The following is a 25,128-nucleotide window of genomic DNA, read 5'->3' as shown; positions in this document are numbered from 1 at the left end:
TTGTTTGCACAACCCTTCTTTCAAAGCTGGAAACTACTTGGCCTCTTTATATAAAAAAATACGCAAACTATATCGCCCGAGCCGATTGAATGTTAAAATCCTTTCTTTAGCACTGCCTGTAGTTTTCGGAATGTTAAGTCAGTCTTTGGTTTGGATTACGGATACCGTTATGATCGGATATCTCGGTCAAAATGCAATCGCGGCGATAGGTATAGGCGGGACATGTTATTACACTCTTGTTGCATTCCTCATCGGATTTTCAATGGGAATACAGATCATTGTCGCGAGAAGATTTGGAGAAGGTAAAAGATCCGAGATCGGAAAAGTAGGAGTTTCTACACTTTATCTCTCCATATTTTTAGGATGTTTCTTATCCGTATCCGGAGCGTGGGTTTCGGAATGGATTATGTTTTGGATCGGTCCTGAAAAAACGGTCAACTCACTCGGAACCGAATATTTATATTTTAGATTTATAGGCAGCGGATTTTATTTTTTAGGATTCTGTTTCAGAGGATTTATGGATGGTCTTGGATTAACCAAGGCAGGCTTTGTTTCCATGGCAGTAACTACTATTGCAAACATATTCTTTAATTGGATCTTGATATATGGAAACCTAGGATTTTCTCCTATGGGGATCGGAGGCGCAGGACTTGCATCTTCTATTGCGGGATTAGCAGGACTATTGGTATTCCCTATATTCTTTTTTTATTATAAACTAGGAGAATATTTCGAAGGAGTAAACCTTCTACCAAGCAAAGAACACTTAATAGAAATTTTCAAAGTGGGAATTCCTCCTGGCTTCGAAGAAGGTTTAGTCAACGTTGCATTCGTGATCTTCTCGAAAATCCAAGGATTGATCTCTGTGCTTGCAGTTGCAGCATCCAACGTTCTATTTTCTACTTTGAGTTTTGCATTTCTCCCCGGATACGCATTCGGAGTAGCTGCGACCACGATTTTAGGACAAGCGATGGGAGCGAAAAAATATAAATTAGCGTATCATTCTGCGTTTCGTTCCGCATTCATTTCAGCACATGTGATGGGATTCATAGGTTTATGTTTTATCTTCTTAGGAAAAACGATCGTATATGCGATGACTAGAGACCAAACCTTGGTAGAAGAATGTTATCCTGTACTTTTACTATTAGGAGTCATCCAAATCGGAGATGCATATCATATGGTAATCGGTGCTGCTTTAAGAGGAGCAGGCCTACAGAACTATGTCTTTAGGGTCTATATTCTTCTCACTTATGCAGTAATGCTTCCATTGGCTTATCTTTTCGGGATCGTATGGAAAGGTGGAACTCTTGGGATCTGGGCAGCTATATTCGTTTGGATCGCATCACTTTCCCTGATTTTCATCTATGAATTCAGAAAGAAGAATTGGGTAAAGGGGACGGTTTAAGTCCGTTTTTGGAAGTCCCACAAATATTGGAATTTCAGACCGATTCGATAATCTAATCCTTCTTGCCCCAATAGCAAAGCCGGGGTTTTTGGTTCCAGAATGAAAAAGGCGCTTATTACAGGGATCACCGGACAGGACGGATCCTATCTTACTGAACTTCTTTTGGAAAAAAAATACGAAGTGCACGGGATCGTCCGTAGAACCAGCTCTTTAAATCGGGATCGGATCGAACATCTAAGAGGAAACCCTAACCTTTTTCTACATTACGGAGACTTAACTGATTCCAGTAACCTAAACAGGGTTTTGGAAAAAGTCCAACCGGACGAAATTTATAATCTAGCTGCTCAATCTCACGTAGGAGTTTCTTTTGAGGTTCCTGAATACACCGCAGAAGTAGACGCAGTCGGAACTTTAAGAATTTTAGATGCGATCAAACAAACAGGAGTGAAGTCCAGATTCTACCAAGCTTCCACTTCTGAATTGTACGGAAAAGTGCAAGCAGTTCCTCAAGACGAAAAAACGCCATTCTATCCAAGATCGCCTTACGCAGTCGCAAAATTATACGCATACTGGGCAGTAGTAAACTATAGAGAAGCATTCGGATTACATGCTTCTAACGGAATTTTATTCAATCACGAATCTCCAAGAAGGGGAGAAGGTTTCGTAACCAGAAAGATCACCCTTGGAGTCGCGGGACTCGTTTCCGGAAAAGGTGGCCCGATCCATTTGGGGAACATAGACGCAAAGAGAGACTGGGGATACGCGCCGGATTACGTAAACATGATGTGGATGATGTTACAGCAGTCAGAGCCGGACGATTACGTAGTAGCAACCAACGAAACGCATACAGTCAGAGAATTTATTGAGGAATCCTTTAGACATCTAGACATTCAAGTAGAATGGAAAGGAAAAGGTGACCAAGAGAAAGGTTATAATAAGAAGGACGGAAAACTTTTAATCGAAGTAGATCCTAATTTTTACAGACCAACCGAAGTGGATCTTCTGATCGGAGATCCTGCGAAAGCAAAATCAAAACTTGGTTGGGAACCTAAGGTCAAGTTCAAAGAACTAGTGGAGATCATGATCAAAGCTGATTGTAAAGCTGCCGGGATTAATATCTAAGACCGCGCTGGTCTTACAAATTTTCAATCCCTACTGAAGCTCTCCATAAATACCAAGAAAAAATAGTACGATACGGAGAATATCCTGAAGTGAATTCTAAAATTTCTTTTTTAGAATTCATCGGGATCCCGTAATTATTTTCAATCGATTTTCTTAAAATCAGATCATTATAAGAAAAATGATCCCAACGATCCAAAGAGAACATCAATACCATTTCCGCAGTCCAAGGCCCCACACCTTTAATGCTGCAAAGAAGATCTAAAACTTCCTGATCATTTAATTTAGAAAGTTTTCGATCTGAGATACTTCCATCTAAATAAGCCTTAGAGATCAGTTTAACAGCTTCGATTTTTGCAAATGAAAGTCCTGCCTTTCTCATTTGGGGTTTGGTAAGTTTTACAAGAACATCAGGTTTAGGAAATTGCTTTCCGTTTCCATAATATTCTTTGACTCGATTCTCCATTGTCCTTGCTGCCTGGACGGACAATTGTTGGCTGATAACTGAACGGATCAGCACATAGTAAGGATTGCCAATCATCTTATGAGTGCAGGGCCCGATGGTTTGAATGATCTTTTTGGTGGTCGGGTCTTTTTTCTGGAGCCAGAGGACCGCTTTACGCAAGTGGACCTCTCGATCTGTATTAGGCACGTTTTTTGATCTTAGCGTCTATTTGAGATTTTTTGCGGAATGCTTGTACTAACTTTTCTAATTCCACAAGATCCGTGCAGGAAATTTTTCCCTGATCCAATTTGATAAATTTGTTTTTGGAGATCAGATCCAAAACAAGGTTCTCATCTTTAGGATAAGTCAATCCAACCATCTTGATCAAGTCTTTAGTACCGATCTCGAAATTGTATGTGGATTTAGGAATCACCTTAACTCTATTTTTCTCCACAAGAGTGAGTAATGTATCAGCGACCCTTCCTTGAGGATCTGAAATAAGCAAGTTAGCAAGCTGTTTATAAGCGGTCCAAATCCTTTCCGAAAGAAGAGTGATAAGCCTAGTTGCCAATTGTGGCTGTGCCTTAACCATTCCTTCGAAGTTTGCTTTGTTAATCGCAAGAAGTTGAACTTCTCCCCAAGCAATTGCAGAAGCGGATCTAGGTTTATTATCTAAGAGCGCCATTTCTCCGAAAATGTCCCCGCTTTGTAAAACCGCGAGAAGCACTTCGTTAGAGTCCACGATCTTAGTGATCTTAACTCTTCCGTGTTGGATGATATATAATTCTCTACCTGGCTCATGCTCGCAAAAGATCATCTCGTTATCACCATAAGAACGGTTAAACTTTGTGTAATCTATCGGAGGAGGAGCAACCGGTTGGTTTACTGTTTGTAATTTCAGTTTTGCCTGAGTAGCAAATTGACCATTAGGAAGATACTGCAGATATTTCTGGAAAGCGTACGCTGCGTGAAGAGTGTTCTTTTGATTGAAGTAATATTCTCCGATCGCGAACAATTGATTCGGATCTTCTTCCACTGCAGTACGGAAAGACAGACGAGTGATCGTAGAGTCGAACTGTCTGAGTTTCATGGAGAAGTAGCGAATGATCTTCATCGCTACCGGAGTATTTTTTTGGATCAGAGTTCCGAACTGATCATAACTAACCTGAATTAAGGAAACATCAGTGAGAGCGATTGCGGATTCGATCTGAGCGTGCTGGCTCATCGCAGCAACCACTCCGAAAAAATCTCCAGGTCCCAAAAGTTGGTTCGGATCCTCACCTACTACTTGGTTTTCGCGGGTGACCCTGACCTTGCCTTGTCGGATAATAAAGAAATTATGGGCTTCTTTCTTGCCTTCGACGATGACATAGGACCCTTTCGGGTAATTCACGATTTGAAAGAAGCCGTTGGACATACTTACCAGAGATTAAAAAATTCTTCCGTGGGAATTCAACTATAAACTAGTATCGGCTCGCGATGAGGGAATTCGGACTGAAATCCGAGTATTTCCTTATTTTTCGCGACAAGATTCCCCTTCCGGAGAAGATTCTTCCCCATCCGAAAGTAAATCGATACCGGAAAATTCCAGGGCGGCTTTTTCTGCCATTGCTCTGGAGTAAGATTGTCTGCAAATAGAGGAGAAAATCTGCTTCGCCTGGTCGATTTCTCCCATCTTGGCCAGAAGGCGCCCTGCTTCCAAGTAGGATTCTAACCCGAATTCTCCAGTCGGTTCCATTTTATAAAGATCCAGACTTACTTCTAAAGCTTTCTCAGGGCGATCCAACTTCAAAAAACAATCTTTGAGAAGGCTTAGCACCCTGTTTTTTTTAGAATTTCCAGGATAAAGAACCAGGAAGTTGCGAAGACTTTCCGCTGCCCGATAGAAGCGGCGGTCCTTATAGGCTTCTTCAGCAATTCTAAACAAAATGTCAGGATCGGAGGGACCTTGTTTGGAAGGATTTTCCCCTTGGCCAAATGCGGAGAAGGAGAATGAAAAAATAAGAAGGGAGAAGACTAGGATTCGGGACGGGAGCAGTGTTTTTAAAGTCACTTTTGAGAAAAAGGGAAAGCGTATGCCCTTAAAATAAAATCCGGAAAACAAGAGTACCTACCAGAGCTAAGCTCTATATAGATTATCAGTCGTTTTCCGGATTTTATGAATTACTTTTTTTTATCTATTTTCTTCCGGTGGAATTCGCAGAGGCGATACAACCTGCCAGTAGAAGGATTTTTTTTACCTACTTTAGTGCCGCAGACGATACAAAGACCTTCTTTCCTTCTCCTTTGATAAAGGAGCTGAACCCTCTCCGCCCCAGACAGGTTGTATTTACTAACCTGAATGCGAAATCCTTTATAGAGGTAATTACCTATAGCTTCAACAGCTTGAGTTTTTACCCCGGCGATGATCTTTTCCAAATCATCGTTAGTGACTTTCTTTGGTTTCATAAATGTTAACTGACGTAACAACAGTTATATTCTTACAAAGTTAGTAAAGTGTTTTTAATTTTCCACATAACATAGCATAAAATTTTTTGACAAAACTTGCATTAGGCTACTGTTTTTTTAATAAATTTCTTCGTCAGAGGCGTTCACTGTTTCGGCTAACGATTAACAATTAAAATAATCGATTATTTCGCCCAGGGCAACGTTAAGTCGTTTTACATCAATTCTCAATAAATATGGAAATTTATTTCCATAGCTCTGACATATAACGGAGATCCCATTAGGTGATCATAACAAAACGAAAAGATTTAAACTAACGATGAAAAGCCGAGCCTTAAGGGATATGAACGATAGATATTGACCTGTCTAAAAAATCGTTACTTGAAGGCTTGAACGCCAAAATTGCATTTTTAACGATAGATTTTTTTAAGAAAATAAGTCATATTATATGACAGATCGGTTTTGGAATTTTATGAAAACAATTGTTCATATATTATTGATCTTTCTCACCTTCTTCCAATTAACTTCTTGTTCCAAGTCGCCTCAAGAGAAAGTAAAAACGATACTTTCCGACATGCAATTAAATGAAGAAGAAAAGATCAAAATGGCAGCATTCGCGTTATTCGGCGAAAGACTAAAAGAAATTGATCTAGTCAAAGTCCAAGATGAGAAGGGAACTAAATTCGAAGTTTATTTAGGATTCGGCGGAACTTCTGCTCTTACATTCCTGGGCTCTGAAAAATATGCGGACCAAATGAAATTGGAATTAGCTCTCGGAACTTATAAATTCCTGCAATCTCTGCAGAGCTTTCGTTTTGGAAAATATAGAATGAGCCTGATCAAGCCGTTCTTCATCAAGAATGGAGAAGCAAGAGGAGCGGAAGAATTTGAGATCTATAGATTCAGAGCGGAAGGAGAAGACTTAAAGAATGTAGCTGGCTTTAAAGAAACAGACGCATTTTCTTCCGACAATTACGATGTTCCTTCTGAAAAGGTAGTAACGGTTCTAAAAAATATGATAGATCATTGGCAAGTTGAATTGGACCAATTTGCAAGAGTAGAGATCAAGTAAGCAAAGATCTCATTCTTTTAGGATAATTCGTAAAGATCCCGTCTACGCCTAAGTCTATTCCGAACTTCAACTCTTCTTCCGTATTCAGGGTATAAACCAAGACATTAAACCCTTCTTTCTGGATCTTGGAAACAGTCTCTTTATCCAAACCCTTTGCAGAAAGATTCAAACTAAATGCGTTCAATCTAAAACCAAGCTCTAGTGCGTCCATCCAAGAGGAAGTTTCATCGCCTATCAAGATACCAAGCTTTGCCTCTACGGATAACTCTCTAATACGCACCAAAGAGTCCCAACAAAAAGAAGAGAACAAGGTTTTGTGAAATAGAGAATTTTGTTTTGTATAATCTATAAGTTCTTGTTCAATAGCGATATCGATCGGGATCTCTTCGTAAGCACCGGACTTGATCTCAACGTTCAGTCCTATATTTTTGGACTTCAGGTAGTCCCAGACCTCCCAAAGATCCGGCACCTTCTCCCCTTTAAACCTTGGGTCTTTCCATGAACCTGCGTCTGCTTTACGGATCGTATTAAATGGAAGAAGTTTCACTTCTCCTTTTTGATCCGTAGTTCTATCCAAGGTATCATCGTGAATGACTACTATCTTTCCATCGGAAGAATGAATGATATCTAACTCAATCCAATCCGCCTTGAGTTCCCAGGCATTCCGAAAAGAACTCATAGTATTTTCAGGATATTCTCCGCTGTCTCCTCTATGAGCGATTACCCATGGTTTAGGAATAAGGAACGGATCCGAATTCATCAGAAAGCCCAGCCTACAAAAAGATTTAAACCGAAGCTAGAGCCCGGCAATCTTTCTGAATTCTGGTAGGCATACCTTCTATATAATAAATCTCCGATATTTGCTGTTCTGTCGGAATAATAAAGATCGGAAACAGAGAATGAATTATGATAAGGAGAATACCAACTCCATACTCCTTCCCATCCGAAAAAGAAACCGGATACAGTTTGGAATCTGAATCCTACACCAAAGCCCGCGTAATTCCTTGGACCGGAACTATAGGAATCTTTCTCGAAACGATATGTATTTCCTGCGGATTCCCAGTAAAGAGCAGTTTGATTCTTTTGGTAATGTTCCCTTCCTAACCAAAGAGAAACAAAAAAAGGAGAATCTGCAATGAACCTTTGGACGAAGAACGCTCCTCCCCAATACTTCTCTTGATGATTTCTCAATCTCCCATAAAAATCATGAGGGGGAAGAAAATAAGAATACGCTGTATCGTTATCAAAACGATTCACATAAGAGTTCGTATAACCGTTGAGTCCGATTGCCCATTGGGAATCCAACATTCTAGCGACCTGAAATGAATAATATTTTTCGGATCGCCCAAATGCAAACCCGCTGATCTGATTCTTGAATTTCTCTCTGAGTTCAGGTTGGCTTGGTCCTGTAGGAGTTTTTTCAGGAGGAAGTCCATTCATTGGACTGGGTTTCTGCTCTATAGTTTTATCCGGAGAAGTTTCCGTAGTTTGGGCCCAAACCTGCGAAGATACGATACACAGAAGAATAGATAAGATCGGAAAAAATTGTGAGGCCGGTTTTGGACGGGAGATCATCCTTAAGCAAAGACACCCGAAAAAAGAAAATGTCAAGCAGTGGAAAATGAGAGGAAGGAAGAAATTAGCAGGCGAGGTTTCCCTGCGCCCGCTCGGTCGAAAATTACGCTTTTCCTTTTGCGGTAGCTTTGATAGTCTCAGCCACTTCGGTCAATTTAGCTTTAACAGCATCTAATTGTCCTTCTGGAACGCGTTTTTTGATCTCTTCGGAGATTTGATTGTACTTCTCAACGATTTTGCCACGAGTTTCTTCGTAGTTTTTACCGGCAACAGTGGAAACTTCTTTGATCTCGTTCAAAAGTTTATCCACAGTTTCGCGAATTTTTACGGAACCTTCAGAATTGTCTGCAGCGCCTTTAGCTACTAATTCTCCGTAGGTTTTTTCTAAATCCACTTTCGCTTTGTCTAATCCTTCTTGTCCAGATTTCAAAAGTCCGATTCCGGCGTTAAGAATGTCCAACAATTGTTTTTCCATTTTTCTCTCCTTTTTTCGCCGCATATTTAGTGCAGCGCACAATCCATTCATATTGCACCGCACCAAAGAGGTCAACCCCTAAATTACAAAAATTTAGAAAAAATTGAAAAGAAAACTAGATCAGATCTCTCTCTGGTTGGACTTCCAACTTAGGATATTTGAGATCCATATCCTCCAATTCCTTGCGAACGGACTTAGCGATCAGATAATCTCTGTACCATTTTTTGTCGGAAGGAACGATCACCCAGGGAAAGCGATTCTTAGAATGGGAGAATATCCACTCGTAGGCATCTAGATACTTTTTAAAATTTTTGTGAGCTTCTAAATCGCTTGGATCAAACTTCCAATTCTTTTCAGGATTGGATAATCTCTCTTCTATTCTTTTAATCTGCTCTTCTTGGGAAATATGTAGGAAGAATTTCAAAATGTGAGTATGGTTTTCCTTGGAAACAAACTCTTCGAAAGAATCGATGAACTCTAATCTTTCTTTTAGCTTATCCTTAGATAAATTTTCATAAACGAAAGGAACGAGTATGTCCTCATAATGAGAACGGTTGAAAATTTGGATCCAACCCTTCCCGGGAAGTTCTTTATGAATTCTCCAGAGAAAATCACGACTCAATTCTTCCGGAGTCGGCGCCTTCCATGCCTTGCAGGTACAGCCTAACGGATTTAAGACTGAGAAAAGTTTTTTGACAGTTCCATCTTTCCCGGATGCATCCACTCCCTGAAGAATGATAAGCAAGGATTTCTTTTTACTAGCAAAAAGACGGATCTGTAATTCTTCTATCCTTTCCAATTCCTTGAGACGAAGTTCTTCCGCTTTTTCTTTGGAAAGATCTTTGTCCGGTTCAGTGGAATATTCTGAAAGTTGGATCATTCTAACCTACCAACGAGCGATATGATCTTCTGCCCAGCCCTGTCCGCTTTCAATCCTAAATTCACTTTTGCCGATCCGGAAAACACCGTCAAAACTTCCGATCATCTGATTTACTTTAGAAGAGATTAAACCCATATTGGAATATGCCTTTCTATGAAAATCAGGAGTAAATACAAGCTCCACAGCTTTACTTTCTTTGGAATAGATCATCCAAGGTTTTTTAGGATCTTTTTTATCGAATTCAAAAGCGATCACGGAAGGAATTTTATAAATTCTGCCATTTATAAGAAGAGCATTTTCAGTAGTTCCCGTTCCATCCGTCCAACCGGCACCCAAGTTCATTCCATATACTTCGTTTCCACCAGGACGATAAGACATAGAAGCCCAGTTCCATTTGCTGAAATAAGGCCAAACCCCTCTTCCGTAATCCAAAACTCCGAATGAATTTTTAGGACTAAATTCATATGTTTGAGAAGCGGTGGCAACTTTTCCTTTTGCCCCTAATCCGAATAATTTATGAGTGAATTGAAAACGATTTCTGGTCCAAGGAACTACAACGTTCAAACTTTCCCATTGATTAGGAACTTCTAATGTAAGATCCGCTTTCATAGACTTGCGAGTTCCTTTGAGGAAGTCTACTTTGATCTTGTAATTTCCATCTTCGTCTATATGGAAATCTAAAAATCCTTCTTTACCTTCGTAACGAGCATTGCTAGAAACCGTTTGTCCGAGCAATGTTCCCTTACCAAAAGGAGTGATTACAGTGGCTTCTTGGAATTCTCCGGTCCTTCTGTCCAACCAATAACAAAAGATCACACCTGCATAATCAATATCCGAAACAGTGAAAGAAGCCAAAAAATTTTGATCGTAAAAACACCAGTAATTCCATTTTTTCTTACGAAGCCAGTGGCCTTTTACATTGCATCTATGTAAGGGAGTTTTGGACCAGCCAATCGCATTCCGATTCACTTTACCGGAAGGATCGCATAAAATGGTAGGTTGTTGGATTTCCGTTTCTAAATTCATGTTCGCAATGGACAATACTTCGAGCCTGTACGGACCCACAATCTAAATTTCTTTTGCGATTTTTCCGAGGGTCTGGATGGCAGAGATTACTTTGGGACCCATTAGAACTCCTGCATTGATCCTAAAATTGTTCACATATTTTCCGGAAAGAGAGAAGAGATTTCCCGGGACAAGACTGATCTTCTTTTTCGCAGCTTGGAATCTAAGAACTCTAGAATCTTTTCCTTTAGGAAGTTCTATCCAAAGAAGAAACCCTCCTTTCGGAATAGCGACCTTAGTTCCTTTCGGGAAATATTCCAAAAAAGAATCCGCGTAAGCGAGTACCAAACCTCCCAGCCTTCGCCTAAATTCTCTCAAATGTCTTTCATGAGCGAGAGATCCTATAAAATAAGAAGAAGCAAGTTGAGGGACCGCAGGTAAAGAAATTGCCTCCGCTAAACGAAGGCGCCTAGCATTCTCCACCTTACTCCGCTCGCTAATCATCCAACCGATCCTAAGACCCGGATTCACGGATTTGGAAAGAGAAGAAACTTGAGTAATAATGCCTTCCGTATCCAAAGACAATAAAGAAGGAGGACGAATGTTTCCGTTATGCTGCAAGTCTCCATAAATATCGTCTTCAAGAATTTTCACGCCATATTTAGAAGAAATTTTTAGAAGTTCCTTTTTGGATTCCAAAGGCATAAGACTTCCGGTTGGATTCGAAAAAGTTGGAATTGTAATTAAGAACTTAGGAGATTCTTTCTTTATTACGGAAATATAAGATTTAAGATCTAGACCTGTCAAAGGATCAGTAGGTATCTCGATCGCTTTTAGTTTTAACTCGGAAAGAATTTGATATAAAACAAAATGAAGAGGGCTCTCCACTGCAACCTTATCACCCGGTTTTGTAGAAAGACTCAAAGCTAAAAACGCAGCTTCCGAACAACCCAAGGTAATAAATACTTCTTCAGGACGGATCCTTCTTTCCTTGCCGGAAGAGCGAATCGCAATTTTTTTCCTAAGTTCCAAAATACCGGCGGCATCCGAATATTTATAAACCTGAGAGTCTTTTAAGGATTTCTTATATGATTTTTGTAGAGAAGAATACGGCAAAAACTGAGGATCTGGAACCGCTGCACCGAACGGTATAAAACCTGGATCTGCAAGTTCAGACATCAAAGAGCTTACTTCTTCCGGAACAGAAGGATTCGGAACTCTTACAGGTTTTTCTAATTTGTATTTAGGATATAGCTCCGGCCGAGGAAGAACAAAATAGCCGGATCTTTCTCTTCCATTAATAAAACCTCTTTCTTGAAGAATGCCAAACGCCTCTACCGCAGTAGAAAGATTACATTCCTCAAATAAACAGATTTTTCGCAGAGAAGGCAATTTAGAACCTGGAGGAAATTCACCTGATTCTATCCTTCCGATCAAAGAATTTGCAATTTTAGAATATTTAGTAAGAAGCCTATCTGTATCGGTCATAAAAACGATTTCTGTATCTGTATGGTAATGTCTATTTAATGTATAAACCAAATAAGAAGATGGGCAAGTTAATTATAGAAAATAGATCCGAAATTTTTAGACCTTCTGCAAGAACTGAAAGAACTCCTGCATCGGTTACTAGAGATATATTAAAGGTGATCGATACACCCGGAATGATCTCGTTCGCAGGAGGACTTCCGGATGATACTTTATTTCCGATCCAAGATCTAAAAAATATTTTCGAAACTTCTGTTTCTAAAAAAGGCCCAAAACTATTCCAATACGCGGACACTCAGGGACATTCCGACTTACGTGCTTGGATTACGGAGAGATATTATCCAGGTTCCTCGGCAGAAGAAATTCTTTTGACCTCCGGTTCTCAACAAGCATTAGATCTACTCAGTCGTTATTTTATAGAAGAGGGATCACCTATTCTTTTAGAAAGACCGAGTTATTTAGGAGCCATTCAAGTATTCTCATCTTACGCGCCATTATTCATAGGCATCAATTATACGGAAGAAGGTCCGGACATCGAAGAATTAAAATACGCGCTGACAACTTCTTCTGAAAGACCTAAATTCTTTTATTGCATACCTGATTTCCAAAACCCTTCTTCCTATTCTTATTCATTAGAGATCAGAAATTCGCTTTCTAAATTACTTTTAGAGAACGGAGTTCCGATCTTAGAGGATACCGCTTATAGAGAATTATACTTCCAAGAACAACTTCCAATTTCTTTATGTGAAATAGGCCCGGAACATACGATCTCCATCGGCACATTCTCCAAAACACTTGCACCGGGATTGAGAGTAGGATGGATCAAGGCACCTAAAAAGATCCTGAAAGATCTAATCGTGCAAAAACAATCCATGGACTTACATTCCGCCACTTTAAATCAGGAACTAGTCTACGGATTTGTATCCTCTTCAAAATATGAAGAACATCTTTCTTTAATCAGAAAATCCTACCGAAGAAAGTCAGAACATACATTCGATTGTTTTCGGAAAAATTTCGGTGATTCTCTTCCGTTACAAATTTCTAAAGGAGGATTATTTTATTGGTTGGAATTCCCACAAGAGATCGACACGGATCTTCTTTTTCAAAAATGTTTGGAGAAAGGGCTCGCTACGGTTCCGGGATCATCCTTCTTCGTTGGCAAACCGGAAAGAAATCATCTACGCTGGAACTTCTCTAACGCTTCTGAAGAAGAAACAAAAATCGGAGTAGAAAGATTGTTCGAAGTTTATCGGGAAATGAGCTAGGTAGGTTTTAAATCGTGAATTAAGATCGGAAAATTATAAGAGGAAAAATTCTCGGCGGGAAGAATCTCCCGCCGATATTGGGAGGTTCAAAAGGCTTTTATTAAGCAGTTTTTTTAGTTGGAGCAGCAGGTTTTTTAACTGACTCCGTAACTTCGCTAAATTTTGCCTTGATAGCTTCGATTTGTTCAGCAGGAACTAATTTCTTAGCTTCTTCTGCAATCTGGTTATAAACTTCAAGTGCCTTAGCGCGAGAATCTTCGTAGGTTTTAGTAGCTGCAGTAGTTAATTCTTTTGCTTCGTTTAAGAATTTGTCTACGAACTCACGAACACGAACAGATGCTTCGGAATTGTCGGAAGCGCCTTTAGCTGCAAGTTCTTGAAAACTCTTAGTAAATTCTGCTTTCGCTTTATCCAGACCTTCTTGTCCGCTTTTAACCAAACCAAGACCTGCGTTCAGTACATCTAGAATTTGTTTTTCCATTTTTAGCTCCTTGGCACACCGTTGTGCGGCGCACAATCCATTTGTAGTGCGTAGCACAAACAGAGTCAACCAAAAAACGAAAAAAAGTTTCAAAGATGGATTTTTATGCTATTTGCGAAATGCGACGCAATTATGACAGGATTCGGATGCAAACTTGGTGGAATCTGCAGAGTAAGGTGGATTCGCGCTAGGCTATTTACAGGTTATGCACGTATTATAGGCCCCGAAGAATAAGAATTCTTCACTTCTTTAAGAAAAAAATCGCCCTACTGCCTTGCTTATAAGATGCAAATTCATTTCCGTACTTTTTTTTAGCCCTGAATAGAGTAGAAGACTCTTTTTAGCGACTGCAAGTCTTTCGTTCTTCTTCTCTTCTAATGTAAGTTCCGTATCGTATCCTTCTGTGATCGCCAAGATCACTCTCTGCAAACTAATTCCTAAAAATTCAGTGAGCCCTTTTTTAGAACTGATACGATCATCTATTACGGAAATCTCATGTAATGCTTTTCGAATGGATTCTTTATCCTTCTCTCCGCTTTGGATAAGATTGTATATTTTTTCGGAAAGGACTTCTCCAGTAGAAACTTGAACTCCGAATTCTATTAATTCTTGATGTATCTTGTTTAACTCTTCGTATACTTGTTTCCCATTGATCTTGGAAGGAAGAAGTCGCTGGATCTTTTCTTTGACCTCGGAAACCTCTTTTGTATTCGACGGGTTCTGTTTAAACCATTCTTTAAATGTAATATTTTTGATCCCTTCCAACTTAGCTCCGTCTCTTCCTAAGTTGGCCCAAGGACGATCTTTTTGTCTCTCTTCGAACCATTTTTTAAAGATAAGAAGTTTTTCGTTAGTCCTGAGTTTTTTCCCTTCTAAAGATTCAATCCACTTAGGAGGTAAAGCAGTCATCTGTTTATAATTATGATGTTCCCTTCTATGAGTCCTAGATTCTAAAAAGTTCAATCTTTCTTCCAAGATCGCTCCCTTACAATGAGCTTGAGAACCTGGAAAAGAAAGGTCTTGTCCTAAAAGTAAAATAGATCTTGCATCCATTTTCTCTGCGAGACTGGCCGCGTTTGTGGAAACGGAACCACCGAAATCCACGGCTCCGAGTCCGTTTTCGGAAGCGTTCTCCAAAAGTTTAATCCAAGGAAAAGGAGAAGAAGTCAGAAAATGATTTTTTCCTATATAAGGCATTCTTAATGAATGATAAGAAGTAGTCGGATCGAATATAAACTTTGCCTTTCCGGAATAACCTTCTAAGTATTTCGAGTTTAAAGGCTGAGGATCCACACTAAATACAAGATCCGGATCTATTCCTGATTTTTGTAGAATTAGAAGTGCCGTATCCACTGCGATCAATATAAAGTTTTCTCTATATTCTTTTAATTCCTGCAAGGAAAGATAAAGAGAAGGTCCAGCCCCACAAACAACCACATCAACTTTGGATTTGCATAAACCGAATAATTCGTTTATAGGCTGCATATCTACGAGTTCAGGAAGGTTTCTGATAAAATTACCGGTCCAAACCTTCTCGAATCTGGTCAATGTAGCAGTGTTTACATCTTTCTTATGAAAGAATGTCTCAGCTAAAAATCGAAGTTCTTGGTATTCTTCTTTTTTCCACTGTAAACTTCCTCTATGAGGGATAAAACTTACGGGATATCCTGAGATCCCTTTGAAGCCTTCGTAAAATGCAGATTCTTCATATGGTGATAGAAATATTCTCAGCTTCCCGGAAAGTATCATGGAAGAAAAATCGAAAAGTGAAAATGCCGCCTTGATGATCTCCGGAAACGGTTCCATCCATACGCAAATTATTTTATCAAATTCTAATGTATGTTGGATTGAATAGCCAAGCCCGGCGCCGAAAAACAGAAATGCTCTTTCTTCATCTCCTTTTTTTAGATCCGCAAGCTGCCTTTCCGCTTCTTTGCGAGGATCCATTGAACTATGCAATAGAACAGTGCCGATCTTCAAACTAGGATCTTCCGTCTTTGTAGGAATGATCTCAAAATTGATCCGAGCAGATCCGATTCTCTCGGAGGCTTCCGGCGCGAAACTGCGAAGTGAGGCCAAATTTTTTTCGAGTAAATCCGACCTAAATTCTTTCATTGGAAGAATACGTTTATCCTTTTCTCTTCGTAAGAAGAACCCGGAGCAGGATCTTGTTCGTAACAGAAACCGCTTCCGTGAAGTTTATACGGAACCCCTAACGGAGCTAACAATTCCACTACTTCTCTTTTACTTCTTCCGATCAAGTCAGGTACACGTTCGGATTTTCCCGAAAGTGGCTTTCTATCCAACTTAGGAAGATTAACGTTAACCGTTCTTTCTCCCTGTTCTATAATAGGGATAATATTCTCCACCACTTCTCTGAATACAGGCGCGGCAAGTCCTCCTCCAGTATGACTATCACCTCTTGGTTCATCAAATAGGATCAAACCGACCACTTTAGGTTTGTCTGCAGGAAAAAATCCTAAGAAAGAGGCGGACCATAATCCGTCTTGGTAGCCTCGACCAGAAACTGCCTTTTGTCCTGTTCCTGTTTTTCCAGCAATGGAATATTCTTGTATGTATGCGTTTTTTCCTGTTCCGGCTTGGACCACTCGAGTCATCGCCTTCAATAATCTTTCGGTGGAATATTCTTTGATACCTACTGGAGTTTCTTCCGATTGGAATTCGTGCAGGACTTCTCCGTAAGAATCGGTGATATGGGAGACAACTCTAGGCGTGATAAACCTTCCTCCATTTACAATAGAAGCTGCAGAAGCGACCAACTGAATCGGAGTTACCGAAATTCCTTGGCCGATTGCCATGAACATAGGAGTGGTCGGCGTCCATTTGTTCAAGATAGGCATATATCCTACGGATTCGTTGGGTAAAAGTCCTGATCTATCTCCGAATCGGAATCGTTTCATATATTCGTAAAGTACATCATTCGGGATCTTTGCAGCCGCTTTGATGATCCCTGCATTACAAGAATATTGTAAAATCTCTTCTAAATTCACTTTTCCGTGAACATGTGTACATTTGATCCTGGTCTTTCCATAATCGACGTATCCTGGACAATCGAATTTTTCGTTAGGATGTATTAAGTTTTCGTTAAGAAGAATACTCGCCAGGAAAATTTTCATCGTAGAACCAGGCTCATATACATGTCGGATCGCCCAATTAGTATGCGAATATTCTTCAAAGGAAGAGTAACGATTTGGGTCGAAAGATGGAAAACTGGCCATAGCCAATATTCTTCCGGTATGGATCTCCATTAAAAGTCCTACCGCTCTTTTGGCCCCAGTTTCCTCGAATCTTTTACCTAAGGCCTTCTCTAATTTGAATTGTATGAGCCCATCCAGAGTCAAATGTACATTGGCACCTCTGGTAGAGTCAGCCTCAGTAGGTGTCATCAATTCCTGATTATAATAATATTCTAATCCGGAGAGAGCTTTATCATCGTCCATTCCAGTAAAGCCTACAAGACTTGCCGCTAAACTTCCGTGAGGATAAACTCTTTTAAATTCTCTTTCCCTTCTCACTCCAGGAAGGGCCATCTCCATGATACGACTTGCAGTTGTATCATCTATTTCTCTCTTTAAAAGGAAATATCTGCTTTTTTCTCTGATAAGAGATTCTATCTTTTCAGGAGGAATGTCTAGATATGGAGAGATTTGTACTGCAGTAAAATTCGGATCGTAAACATTTCCTGGATAAATCCCAATTGTAGAAGAATCAATGGACAATGCCAATTCAATTCCCCTTCTATCGTAGATGGCTCCTCTTAGGATCCTTTCTCCATTCTTGAACGCAATCTCTCTATCGTTAAAAAATACTAGATAACCTACTCGGACCAAAAGCCCGGAAAAAAATACGCATAATAGAATGAATAAGATGGTGAATCTTTTCCGATTAAGAGGGCTATAATCCATCGATGAGTGAACCGCTTTTATAAATTTCGGTCTTTTTCAGAATGATTAAAGAGCTTTTCTAGTACAAGTGAAATCCGAATTGGAATAATGGTTTAAAAGCTGGTGATTACCTTCCCTCTCAACTTTTTGAAAGGAATTAGGCCGTAGTTTCTGGAATCCGTGGAGAATTCTCGGTTATCTCCCAAGACCAAAACATAACCCGGTGGGATTCTGCCCGAATCTCCTATGCCTATATTTCCGGAGACTCCGATCACAGGAAGAATAGATGCAGATGGAGCTTGGGTCTTATAACCTGAATTCAAAAAAGGTTCCTCTAAGGAAGAGTCGTTTATTAAAATTCTTCCTTCTGAAAATCTGAAAAAATCTCCAGGAAGTCCAACCACCCTTTTTAAACTTAGTTCTGCTCCAATCCCATCCAAAACCAATACATCGAATCTATCTACGTCCGGTTCTAAAATATATAAAACCCAAGGACCAACCTGCGCAGGGAATCCCCATTTTTTGACAAGGACCCAATCGCTTTCTTTATAGCTAGGCATCATACTTGTGCCGCTGATCAAATAGAATTGGATTACGAAAATCCTGAAATATAATATGAAGAATATTGCAAATACGATCGGAAAAGAAAGTCTGATCCAGCGAAATACGGACTGTTGGATCGAACGAATAATTTCCGGATCAAATTTCATACTATGGTTTCGTATTGATTGGACGAGACTATGCAGTCTTGGCCTCGTTCTTATTTTCCAAAACTTTCGGTTTTTCTTTCCACCAGATAAAAGGTTGTTCTATCAATAAAAAGATCGGCCAAGCAGCTATGATCGTAAATCCAAAACAGATCAGATAAAGTTTAGGCAATACACTCAACGTCACTAAGGTTTCTCCTTTGAGGGCCCATCTTGTGGCGATCCCCATCAAAGGTATATTCCATAAATATACTGTGAATGTGATCCTAGATAATGGACGGAAGATCGGTAAACCTAATATGGTTTTGAATATCCCCTCCTTTTGGATTGCTAAGTAGATGATCAAAGCCAACGCAATATTGTAAAAATTATTCGCGAGGGTTAATCGTATGATATGGTTCCAATCGAACGAATAAGAGATTAATATAAAAGCGATCGCAGTGATCCCTATCAGAGAATATTTCAGTTTTCCTAAACTTTCTCCTACAGGTTTATAATCCACATATTCTGCTAAAAGCATTCCTGCTATCATGGAATCGAATCGATTTTCAGTCCAGAAAAGCGCCTCCGCGTTCATCTGCCCTTTAGAATATAGATAACATCTAGATAAGAAAGGGATAATATATATGATCGATAATATGATCACCCTTATTTTCTTAGTCTTAGAGAATAAGAAGAACGGCCCCAAAACAACCATCAAAAAATAGATCTGCTGCTCTAAGGAAATGTACCAACCCACATCCAAAACTCTGGGGAAAAAATTAGATAAGAAGATCCCATCTGCCCAAACATAATCCAGTGCCTTCTGCCCTTTATCTATCAACCAAATCAGATCCGCATTTGGGTTCGGTATATTTTTCAGGCCTGCTATTTGTTTAGAAAAATAATAATAAGAAAAAGCTAACGCAGCATAATAAGCGGGAAGTATTCTCAAAGAACGATTGACGATAAACTTACGATAAGGGAAGCTATTTTCCTTTTTATAAAATTGGAGTATACCTCCGTAATTAAGAAAGCCACCCAGTACAAAGAACACATCCACGATCGTGGTTTGATTCTCCACAAACCAAGACAACCAAAAAGGCATCTCGCCCATGATCGGTTGTTTGGAAACCCAAAGATGGTTGGTCATTACCATCAAAATTGCGATCGCCCTGATTCCGTTTAGTGATTCTATTTCTCCCTTTTTGGAAGCAAAGATAGACAGTATATAGGATTTCATAATGAAGAGATTCTATTTCCTGAATTGAATTAAAAACTTTTCAGGGATCTGCTAGCAAGAAATAAATCCGGGGATCCAAAGACCTAAGTTACGATTTCATGGATATGATAAGAAAATCGAAGTATTTGTCTTGCTTGGAAAGAAATTCCGGATCATTCTTCTGTATATGACTTCGAACAGCCCGATCTCACAATATGTTTCCAGATTCAAAGCGGAGAAGGGAAAGATCTTATCCTTTCTATCTTCATTTCCTTTTTATGGAGAAGTCTTAAAGAACCATCAATATTACGAAGCGGACAGGATCGCTCGAAACGAATTATCCAAAAAATTGGATTCTCTCAAAGAACCTATACGTAGGATCGAAGAAAATTTCGTCCGAGAAAGAAGAATGGACCTAATCGGCTCTACTGAGGTCTTACTTTCCATCTTAGAAAGACTCAAAAACGAAATTATTGGAGCAAGTTACGGTCTGAACGGATTGGGCACTGGGTTCAAAGCAACGGAATCAGAGTTGGAAGCCTTGGCAGAATGGGATTATTCTTTGATCCATCATGCGGAAGAATTATCCACCAAGGTTAAATCCCCGAACTTCCCTCCGGAAGTTTTAGTAGACACGGTAAGAAATTGGGTCAGTAGTTTTAGATCCGAATTAGACGAATTCGATTCCGCCTTAAAGAGCAGGAAGGATGTCTTCTTGAAACGCTAGTTTTATTTTTGATTTGCCGAATGTTAAGTAGTGAATAATATATTTCCAAGGAGTTCTTATGGCATTAATAGACGTAATAAAATACGAAGGAAAACCGGGAGAGATTGTATGGAAATTTCCCCGTAACGATATCAGCACCTTCGGACAATTGGTAGTGAACGAAAGCCAGGAAGCCATCTTCTTTAAAGAAGGTAAGGCTCTGGATATTTTCGGACCCGGAACTCATACTTTAAAAACTGGTAACGTTCCTATTTTGGAAAAACTAGTAAACCTTCCTTTCGGAGGCCAAACTCCTTTTACTGCGGAAGTAGTTTATATCAACAAGGCACTTATCCAATTAAAATGGGGAACTCCTGCGCCCATCCAAGTAGAAGATCCTAAATACACGATCACATTAGGATTAAGAGCAAACGGTTCATATAATATCAAGATTGTGGACTCCAAAGCATTTGCTGTAGGAGTAGTCGGTGCAAGAGGAGCTTATTCGCAAGACGAGGTGGATAACTTCTTAAGGCCTATGATCATAACTAGACTAAGCGATTTTCTAGCGGAAGTCGTTTTAAAATCTGGAGAGCCGATCACTCGATTGAACCAACATTTGGAAGAAGCTTCTTCCGCAGGAAAAACAAAGATCCAACCTGACTTCTCCAAGTACGGTATAGATGTTTTAGATTTTTTTGTTCAATCGATCAACTTTGATCAAAACGATCCGAACTTCCAAAAGATCCAAAAGGTTCTCACGGAAAAATTCGAGATCGATGCTCTGGGCGGAATGTACCAACAAAAAAGAATGTTGGATATCGGAGAAGCAGCAGCCAAAAACGAAGGTGGGAACGCCGGTCAAGGTATGTCTGCAGGCATGGGCCTCGGAATGGGAATGAATATGGGAAATATGATGGCCGGAATGATGGGACAGAACAATGCCGGTGGGACTTCCAACCAGAACGATGCAACAGCAAGACTCACAAAACTCAAGAGTATGTTGGACCAAGGCCTGATTTCTCAGGAAGAATTTGATGCCAAAAAAAAGGACATTCTAAATTCTATCTAAAGTATGAGCCTTACCTTCACCAAGTTGAAAGCGGAATTCCGCTGTATCAACGATTCTTGCGGAGCAACTTACGATCTGAATGATATCGTATACGAATGTCGTAAATGTGGAAGCCTTCTCCAAGTTTCCCATGATATGGGAGCTCTTAAAGAAAAGTCAGGTAAGGAATGGAAGGACCTATTCGATTCCAGATTGGGCTCGGTAAAATTTCCGAACAGCTCAGGTATCTGGAATAAAAGAGAATGGGTTCTTCCTCATGTAGAAGATTCTGAGATCGTAAGCTCTGGAGAAGGCCTATCTCATCTATTCAATTCTGAAAGACTTACAAAACATTTTGGCCTAGGCGGCCTTTGGATCAAACAATGTGGGATCTCCCACACTGGTTCATTTAAGGACCTCGGCATGACGGTTCTTCTCTCTCAAGTAAAACATATGTTGAATAAGGGAGTTAAGATCAGAGCGGTAGCTTGTGCTAGTTCAGGAGATACTTCTGCTGCTTTAGCTTCTTACGCTGCTAAGGCCGGGATCCCTGCTATTATTTTCCTTCCTGCGGGAAAAGTTTCCCAAGCACAATTGATCCAACCTGTTTCTAACGGCGCAAAAGTAATCGCTCTCGAAACGGATTTTGACGGTTGTATGAAGATCGTTAAAGAAGTTACTAAAGAAGCCTGTATCTATCTCGCAAACTCAATGAACAGTCTTCGTATCGAAGGTCAAAAAACGATCGCACCTGAGATCGTTCAACAATTGGAATGGAAAGTTCCCGACTGGATCATTATTCCAGGTGGAAATTTAGGAAATGTTTCCGCTCTAGGCGCAGGTTTCGAGATGGCAAAAGAATTAGGATTAATCGATAAACTTCCTAGGATCGTTTTGGCCCAAGCGGAGAATGCAAATCCACTCTATCTTTCTTATCTGAAAAATTTCGAAGAATTCAGTCCGGTTGATGCAAAACCTACTCTTGCATCAGCAATACAGATCGGAAATCCTGTATCAGTTCAAAAGGCAATTCGTACATTAAAAAAATTCAATGGGGTTGTGGAACAGGCAAGTGAAGCGGAACTTTCGGAAGCTTCTGCCAAAACCGATCTATTCGGATTGTATAATGACCCTCATACTGGAGTGGCTCTCGCCGCTTTATACAAACTGATGGCTAAAGGAACGATTGCAAAAGGTGATCAGGTGGTCGTAATCTCTACCGCACACGGTTTAAAATTCACCGAATTTAAACTCAAATTCCATGAAGGAAAAATCCCGGGAACCGACCAGAAATTGGTAAACGTTATTCGATCCTGCAAGCCGGAAGTGGGAGCCGTAATGGACGAAATCAGCGGTTTTCTACAAATGAAAGGTTAAAATTTTTCATTTTCCACTGGAAATTCCCGTTCTTTTTTCCCGAGCGTATTTCGTTTTTTTCTCGTAAGCCCGCCGGGGTCCATATAATCGAGAATCCAAATGTACGAGGGAATCGAGGAACTTCCCCAAGAATTCCTCTTCGAGGTCGAGACGGCCGTAAAAAAAGAAGAGCCGATTTCTATCATTACCTACGTCCTGAGTACCCGGGGCGAAAATAAGCTCAAACATATCATCCAAACTGTCCTCGCTAAATACAAAAGAGAGGATCTGACTGAACTTATATTTACCTCAGCAAAGGAGCTGATCGTAAATGCAACGAAAGCGGCTATTAAACGGGTTCTATTTAAGGAGCTCGGGCTGAATATCGCGGACCCTTCCCAATACGATTTGGGAATGGAGTCTTTTAAGGAAAATCTAGTTAGTAGAAAGTTTCCCTACTATCGTAGGAAGATGAAAGAGCATGGTCTATTTGTAAAAGTTACTCTCAGCTTCAGTTCGGATCGGATCATTCTATTCGTACAAAATAATTTCACTCTCGCAGTTCGCGAAGAGAAAAGGATCCGAGAAAAGTTCGTCCATTCTAAAGAATTTGACAATCTATTCGAGTACTATATGAAATATGGTGATACCACGGAAGGTGCAGGTATGGGTATCACGATGGTGGAAATACTGGTAGCCCAAAGCGGCTATGACCGCCATTTGTTTACGATCTATAGCCGCCAGGCAGAGAATAGAACTGTTGCCAGAGTCGAAATCCCTTTAGATCAGAATTATGTGCCCAGAAGACAAAGATACCAAAAATGGTTACAAGAAAAGGCTAGCGGCTTAACATGACCTAAAGTTCTCCTTACTACAGTTAGGTCTTTAGCAATATGGAACAGAATCCTCAGACAAGTAAACTCCAAGAACAGGCAAATCAGATGAACCTTGCCTTGGAATCCGTTCATACCGAAGAACAAGCGATCGAACTTATCCAAGGAAAAATCAAGGACGCCTACCTTTTAAAATTAAGGATCGATGTTGAGAACAAAGCTGGCGTAGTTTTAGGATTATTATCCAGATATAAAAACGAATTTTTAGAATTATATTCCTTATTCTCCAACTCCTCAGTGATCCGAAAGATCAGGACATTCGAAGACTTCGGTCAAATCTCACATGATATTGCGGAAGCAGCTAGACAAGAAGCTCCAGATCCTGGTTTGTCCGACCTAGTAGGAAGACTTCTTCATACTAAATTAACAAGACCAATATTAGAACAATATTATCCAATGTGGGATCGTAATGATACTGCAGCTCTAGTCAATATGCTAGAGAATCAGATCAAAACTAGTATGAAGATCAATATGATCCGTGTCCAAGCAGACGTGGAATACGTATCTAGTTTAAAATGTAGAGGCAAAAGTTTTTTTGCAGGTATTATCCAATCCATTCCTAAACCGCCTGAAGAACCCGCAGAAGGAGCAGGAGCTCCAGTAGAAAATCTGGATCCGGAAAAGGCTGCAGTCATGCGCCAAATAGAAACCATTCGAAAAGGTTTCGGAAGAGTGGTACAAGCTAAGACTATTCTTTCTCCAGTAAACGGAATTGACTTCGACGATCTAAACGAAGGCGACAAGATCCTATTACAACTTCCTTCCGTTTCTCCAGAAGAAAAAGCTTTGGCTAAAACTTTAGGTGCTATGGATAAAGATGGAAACGTAAAACCTGTGATCGGTTCCTTCGTTGCTATCGCTTCCGGAAAAAATGAATATCATATTTTTGCAAAAGGTCCTGCTGGAGTTCTTTTACAAGCATTCGAAGAAAGACCGGTCCGTTTAGCTAGACCTAAAACTGCAGCAAACGCACCTCGTCCAGCCGGGATGGGTGCAAAACAATCCGAAAGCAATAATACTCTCAACTACGCGATTTTGGTTGGAGTAGTTCTACTAGTCGGACTGCTTGCGTTTATTTTATTGAAATAGTAAAGTCTGCGCTATAATCACAGACTTTACTATGTGATTGCGATGTAGGAGTTCCTACAACGCTTCTTCTATCCAACTACCAGGTTTACCAATTTTCCAGGAACATAGATCTCTTTTCGGATCTGTTTTCCATCTAAGAATACCTGTACCTTATCCAAGGATTTTGCGATCTTAATCGCTTCTTCCCCAGCGATCTCTTTTGCTGCTTTGAATTCCGCTCTTAACTTTCCGTTTACCTGAACTACGATCAGTATTTCGTCGTCAGTCAGATACTTTTCCTCATAACCCGGAAAACCTTGGTATGTCAATGAATCAGGCTTTCCTGCCAAGGACCAAAGTTCTTCCGCTAAGTGAGGAGCAAATGGAGCGATCAAAAGTAAAAAAGGCTCTAGGATCTTACGAGGTCTACGAGCACTTGGAGTTAATTCATTCACAAAGATCATCAACTGAGAAATAGCAGTGTTGAATGAGAAATTGTTAATATCATCATCCACTTTTTTGATAGTTCTGTGAAGTATCTTTAATTCGTCTTCGTTCGGTTCAATATCTTCCAAACGGAAAGATTCTTCAG

At 40.0% G+C, this 25,128-nt stretch carries 25 protein-coding genes; 9 read left to right on the top strand and 16 right to left on the bottom strand.

The genetic code is table 11. The features are described from left to right. The first annotated feature begins 37 nt into the window (after window positions 1-37). Window positions 38-1,402, top strand: coding sequence for an MATE family efflux transporter (locus tag CH352_RS16575; RefSeq protein WP_207766628.1), 1,365 nt, complete (start codon window positions 38-40; stop codon window positions 1,400-1,402). 99 nt (window positions 1,403-1,501) lie between these two features. Beyond that, entirely contained in the window at window positions 1,502-2,524 is a 1,023-nt protein-coding gene (gene gmd, locus CH352_RS16570; protein WP_100705156.1) for a GDP-mannose 4,6-dehydratase, read from the top strand. Between the two features lie 13 nt (window positions 2,525-2,537). Here gmd and CH352_RS16565 read toward each other — a convergent pair whose 3' ends face one another. The 4 genes from CH352_RS16565 to CH352_RS16550 all read right to left on the bottom strand — a co-directional run bounded on the left by CH352_RS16565 (window position 2,538) and on the right by CH352_RS16550 (window position 5,414). Continuing rightward, window positions 2,538-3,173, bottom strand: coding sequence for a DNA-3-methyladenine glycosylase family protein (locus CH352_RS16565; RefSeq protein ID WP_100705155.1), 636 nt, complete (start codon window positions 3,171-3,173; stop codon window positions 2,538-2,540). Continuing rightward, the gene (locus CH352_RS16560; RefSeq protein ID WP_100705154.1) at window positions 3,166-4,383 is read right to left on the bottom strand and encodes a Crp/Fnr family transcriptional regulator; all 1,218 of its coding nucleotides are present in this window, start codon (window positions 4,381-4,383) and stop codon (window positions 3,166-3,168) included. The genes CH352_RS16565 and CH352_RS16560 overlap by 8 nt, the downstream gene beginning before the upstream one ends. A gap of 96 nt (window positions 4,384-4,479) precedes the next feature. Beyond that, entirely contained in the window at window positions 4,480-4,893 is a 414-nt protein-coding gene (locus CH352_RS16555; RefSeq protein WP_243396197.1) for a tetratricopeptide repeat protein, read from the bottom strand. A gap of 236 nt (window positions 4,894-5,129) precedes the next feature. Then, window positions 5,130-5,414 carry an LIC10235 family protein gene (locus CH352_RS16550; protein WP_010513869.1) on the bottom strand — a complete coding sequence of 95 codons (285 nt, stop codon included), beginning with the start codon at window positions 5,412-5,414 and terminating at the stop codon, window positions 5,130-5,132. A 469-nt stretch (window positions 5,415-5,883) separates the two neighbouring features. On the opposite strand from CH352_RS16550, the gene CH352_RS16545 reads away from it, so the two are divergent. Further along, window positions 5,884-6,483 (top strand): hypothetical protein, encoded by a 600-nt coding sequence (locus CH352_RS16545; RefSeq protein ID WP_100705152.1) that lies wholly within the window; start codon window positions 5,884-5,886, stop codon window positions 6,481-6,483. Here the strand turns inward: CH352_RS16545 and CH352_RS16540 are convergent. The 6 genes from CH352_RS16540 to CH352_RS16515 form a co-directional block, all read right to left on the bottom strand. Continuing rightward, window positions 6,476-7,243 (bottom strand): glycerophosphodiester phosphodiesterase, encoded by a 768-nt coding sequence (locus CH352_RS16540; protein ID WP_100705151.1) that lies wholly within the window; start codon window positions 7,241-7,243, stop codon window positions 6,476-6,478. The two genes, CH352_RS16545 and CH352_RS16540, sit on opposite strands and share 8 nt — an antisense overlap. Then, the gene (locus CH352_RS16535) at window positions 7,243-8,058 is read right to left on the bottom strand and encodes a type 1 periplasmic-binding domain-containing protein (RefSeq protein ID WP_100705150.1); all 816 of its coding nucleotides are present in this window, start codon (window positions 8,056-8,058) and stop codon (window positions 7,243-7,245) included. The genes CH352_RS16540 and CH352_RS16535 overlap by 1 nt, the downstream gene beginning before the upstream one ends. Window positions 8,059-8,161: 103 nt before the next feature. Further along, a complete protein-coding gene (locus CH352_RS16530; protein ID WP_008594027.1) occupies window positions 8,162-8,533 on the bottom strand; it encodes a phasin-related domain-containing protein in 372 nt (123 codons plus the stop codon). A 115-nt stretch (window positions 8,534-8,648) separates the two neighbouring features. Beyond that, window positions 8,649-9,413, bottom strand: a complete 765-nt coding sequence (locus CH352_RS16525) for a PPK2 family polyphosphate kinase (RefSeq protein WP_100705149.1) — start codon at window positions 9,411-9,413, stop codon at window positions 8,649-8,651. Between the two features lie 6 nt (window positions 9,414-9,419). Further along, window positions 9,420-10,439, bottom strand: a complete 1,020-nt coding sequence (locus CH352_RS16520) for a DUF2804 domain-containing protein (protein WP_100705148.1) — start codon at window positions 10,437-10,439, stop codon at window positions 9,420-9,422. Between the two features lie 42 nt (window positions 10,440-10,481). Next, entirely contained in the window at window positions 10,482-11,906 is a 1,425-nt protein-coding gene (locus CH352_RS16515) for an aminotransferase-like domain-containing protein (RefSeq protein WP_100705147.1), read from the bottom strand. Window positions 11,907-11,965: 59 nt separating this feature from the next. Between CH352_RS16515 and CH352_RS16510 the strand changes: the two genes are divergently transcribed. Continuing rightward, a complete protein-coding gene (locus CH352_RS16510; RefSeq protein ID WP_243396196.1) occupies window positions 11,966-13,168 on the top strand; it encodes an aminotransferase-like domain-containing protein in 1,203 nt (400 codons plus the stop codon). Window positions 13,169-13,268: 100 nt separating this feature from the next. On the opposite strand, the gene CH352_RS16505 is transcribed toward CH352_RS16510, so the two are convergent. From CH352_RS16505 to CH352_RS16485, 5 genes are all read right to left on the bottom strand, one after another. Then, on the bottom strand, window positions 13,269-13,649 hold the full coding sequence (locus tag CH352_RS16505) for a phasin-related domain-containing protein (protein WP_008595019.1): 381 nt from the start codon (window positions 13,647-13,649) through the stop codon (window positions 13,269-13,271). Between the two features lie 249 nt (window positions 13,650-13,898). Then, window positions 13,899-15,764 carry a motility associated factor glycosyltransferase family protein gene (locus CH352_RS16500; protein ID WP_100705145.1) on the bottom strand — a complete coding sequence of 622 codons (1,866 nt, stop codon included), beginning with the start codon at window positions 15,762-15,764 and terminating at the stop codon, window positions 13,899-13,901. Beyond that, the gene (locus tag CH352_RS16495) at window positions 15,761-17,575 is read right to left on the bottom strand and encodes a penicillin-binding protein (protein ID WP_100705144.1); all 1,815 of its coding nucleotides are present in this window, start codon (window positions 17,573-17,575) and stop codon (window positions 15,761-15,763) included. Before CH352_RS16495 ends, CH352_RS16500 begins: the two co-directional genes overlap by 4 nt. A gap of 92 nt (window positions 17,576-17,667) precedes the next feature. Further along, a complete protein-coding gene (gene lepB, locus CH352_RS16490) occupies window positions 17,668-18,264 on the bottom strand; it encodes a signal peptidase I (RefSeq protein ID WP_100705143.1) in 597 nt (198 codons plus the stop codon). Window positions 18,265-18,292: 28 nt separating this feature from the next. Then, window positions 18,293-19,483, bottom strand: a complete 1,191-nt coding sequence (locus CH352_RS16485) for an acyltransferase family protein (protein ID WP_100705142.1) — start codon at window positions 19,481-19,483, stop codon at window positions 18,293-18,295. Between the two features lie 166 nt (window positions 19,484-19,649). Between CH352_RS16485 and CH352_RS16480 the strand changes: the two genes are divergently transcribed. The 5 genes from CH352_RS16480 to CH352_RS16460 all read left to right on the top strand — a co-directional run bounded on the left by CH352_RS16480 (window position 19,650) and on the right by CH352_RS16460 (window position 24,557). Further along, the gene (locus CH352_RS16480; RefSeq protein WP_100705298.1) at window positions 19,650-20,189 is read left to right on the top strand and encodes an LIMLP_15305 family protein; all 540 of its coding nucleotides are present in this window, start codon (window positions 19,650-19,652) and stop codon (window positions 20,187-20,189) included. A 58-nt stretch (window positions 20,190-20,247) separates the two neighbouring features. Next, on the top strand, window positions 20,248-21,240 hold the full coding sequence (locus CH352_RS16475) for an SPFH domain-containing protein (RefSeq protein ID WP_100705141.1): 993 nt from the start codon (window positions 20,248-20,250) through the stop codon (window positions 21,238-21,240). Window positions 21,241-21,243: 3 nt separating this feature from the next. Continuing rightward, window positions 21,244-22,596 carry a threonine synthase gene (thrC, locus tag CH352_RS16470; protein ID WP_100705140.1) on the top strand — a complete coding sequence of 451 codons (1,353 nt, stop codon included), beginning with the start codon at window positions 21,244-21,246 and terminating at the stop codon, window positions 22,594-22,596. A gap of 99 nt (window positions 22,597-22,695) precedes the next feature. After that, window positions 22,696-23,430, top strand: a complete 735-nt coding sequence (locus tag CH352_RS16465) for a hypothetical protein (RefSeq protein WP_008593546.1) — start codon at window positions 22,696-22,698, stop codon at window positions 23,428-23,430. 38 nt (window positions 23,431-23,468) lie between these two features. After that, window positions 23,469-24,557 (top strand): LIC10486 family protein, encoded by a 1,089-nt coding sequence (locus CH352_RS16460; RefSeq protein WP_100705139.1) that lies wholly within the window; start codon window positions 23,469-23,471, stop codon window positions 24,555-24,557. A 68-nt stretch (window positions 24,558-24,625) separates the two neighbouring features. Here CH352_RS16460 and CH352_RS16455 read toward each other — a convergent pair. Beyond that, on the bottom strand, window positions 24,626-25,128 hold a 503-nt coding region (locus CH352_RS16455), incomplete at its 5' end, for a class I tRNA ligase family protein (protein ID WP_165781667.1).

The sequence above is a fragment of the Leptospira hartskeerlii genome, assembly GCF_002811475.1.
Classification (GTDB): domain Bacteria; phylum Spirochaetota; class Leptospiria; order Leptospirales; family Leptospiraceae; genus Leptospira_B; species Leptospira_B hartskeerlii.
This window is presented reverse-complemented; position numbering and strand designations above follow the sequence as displayed.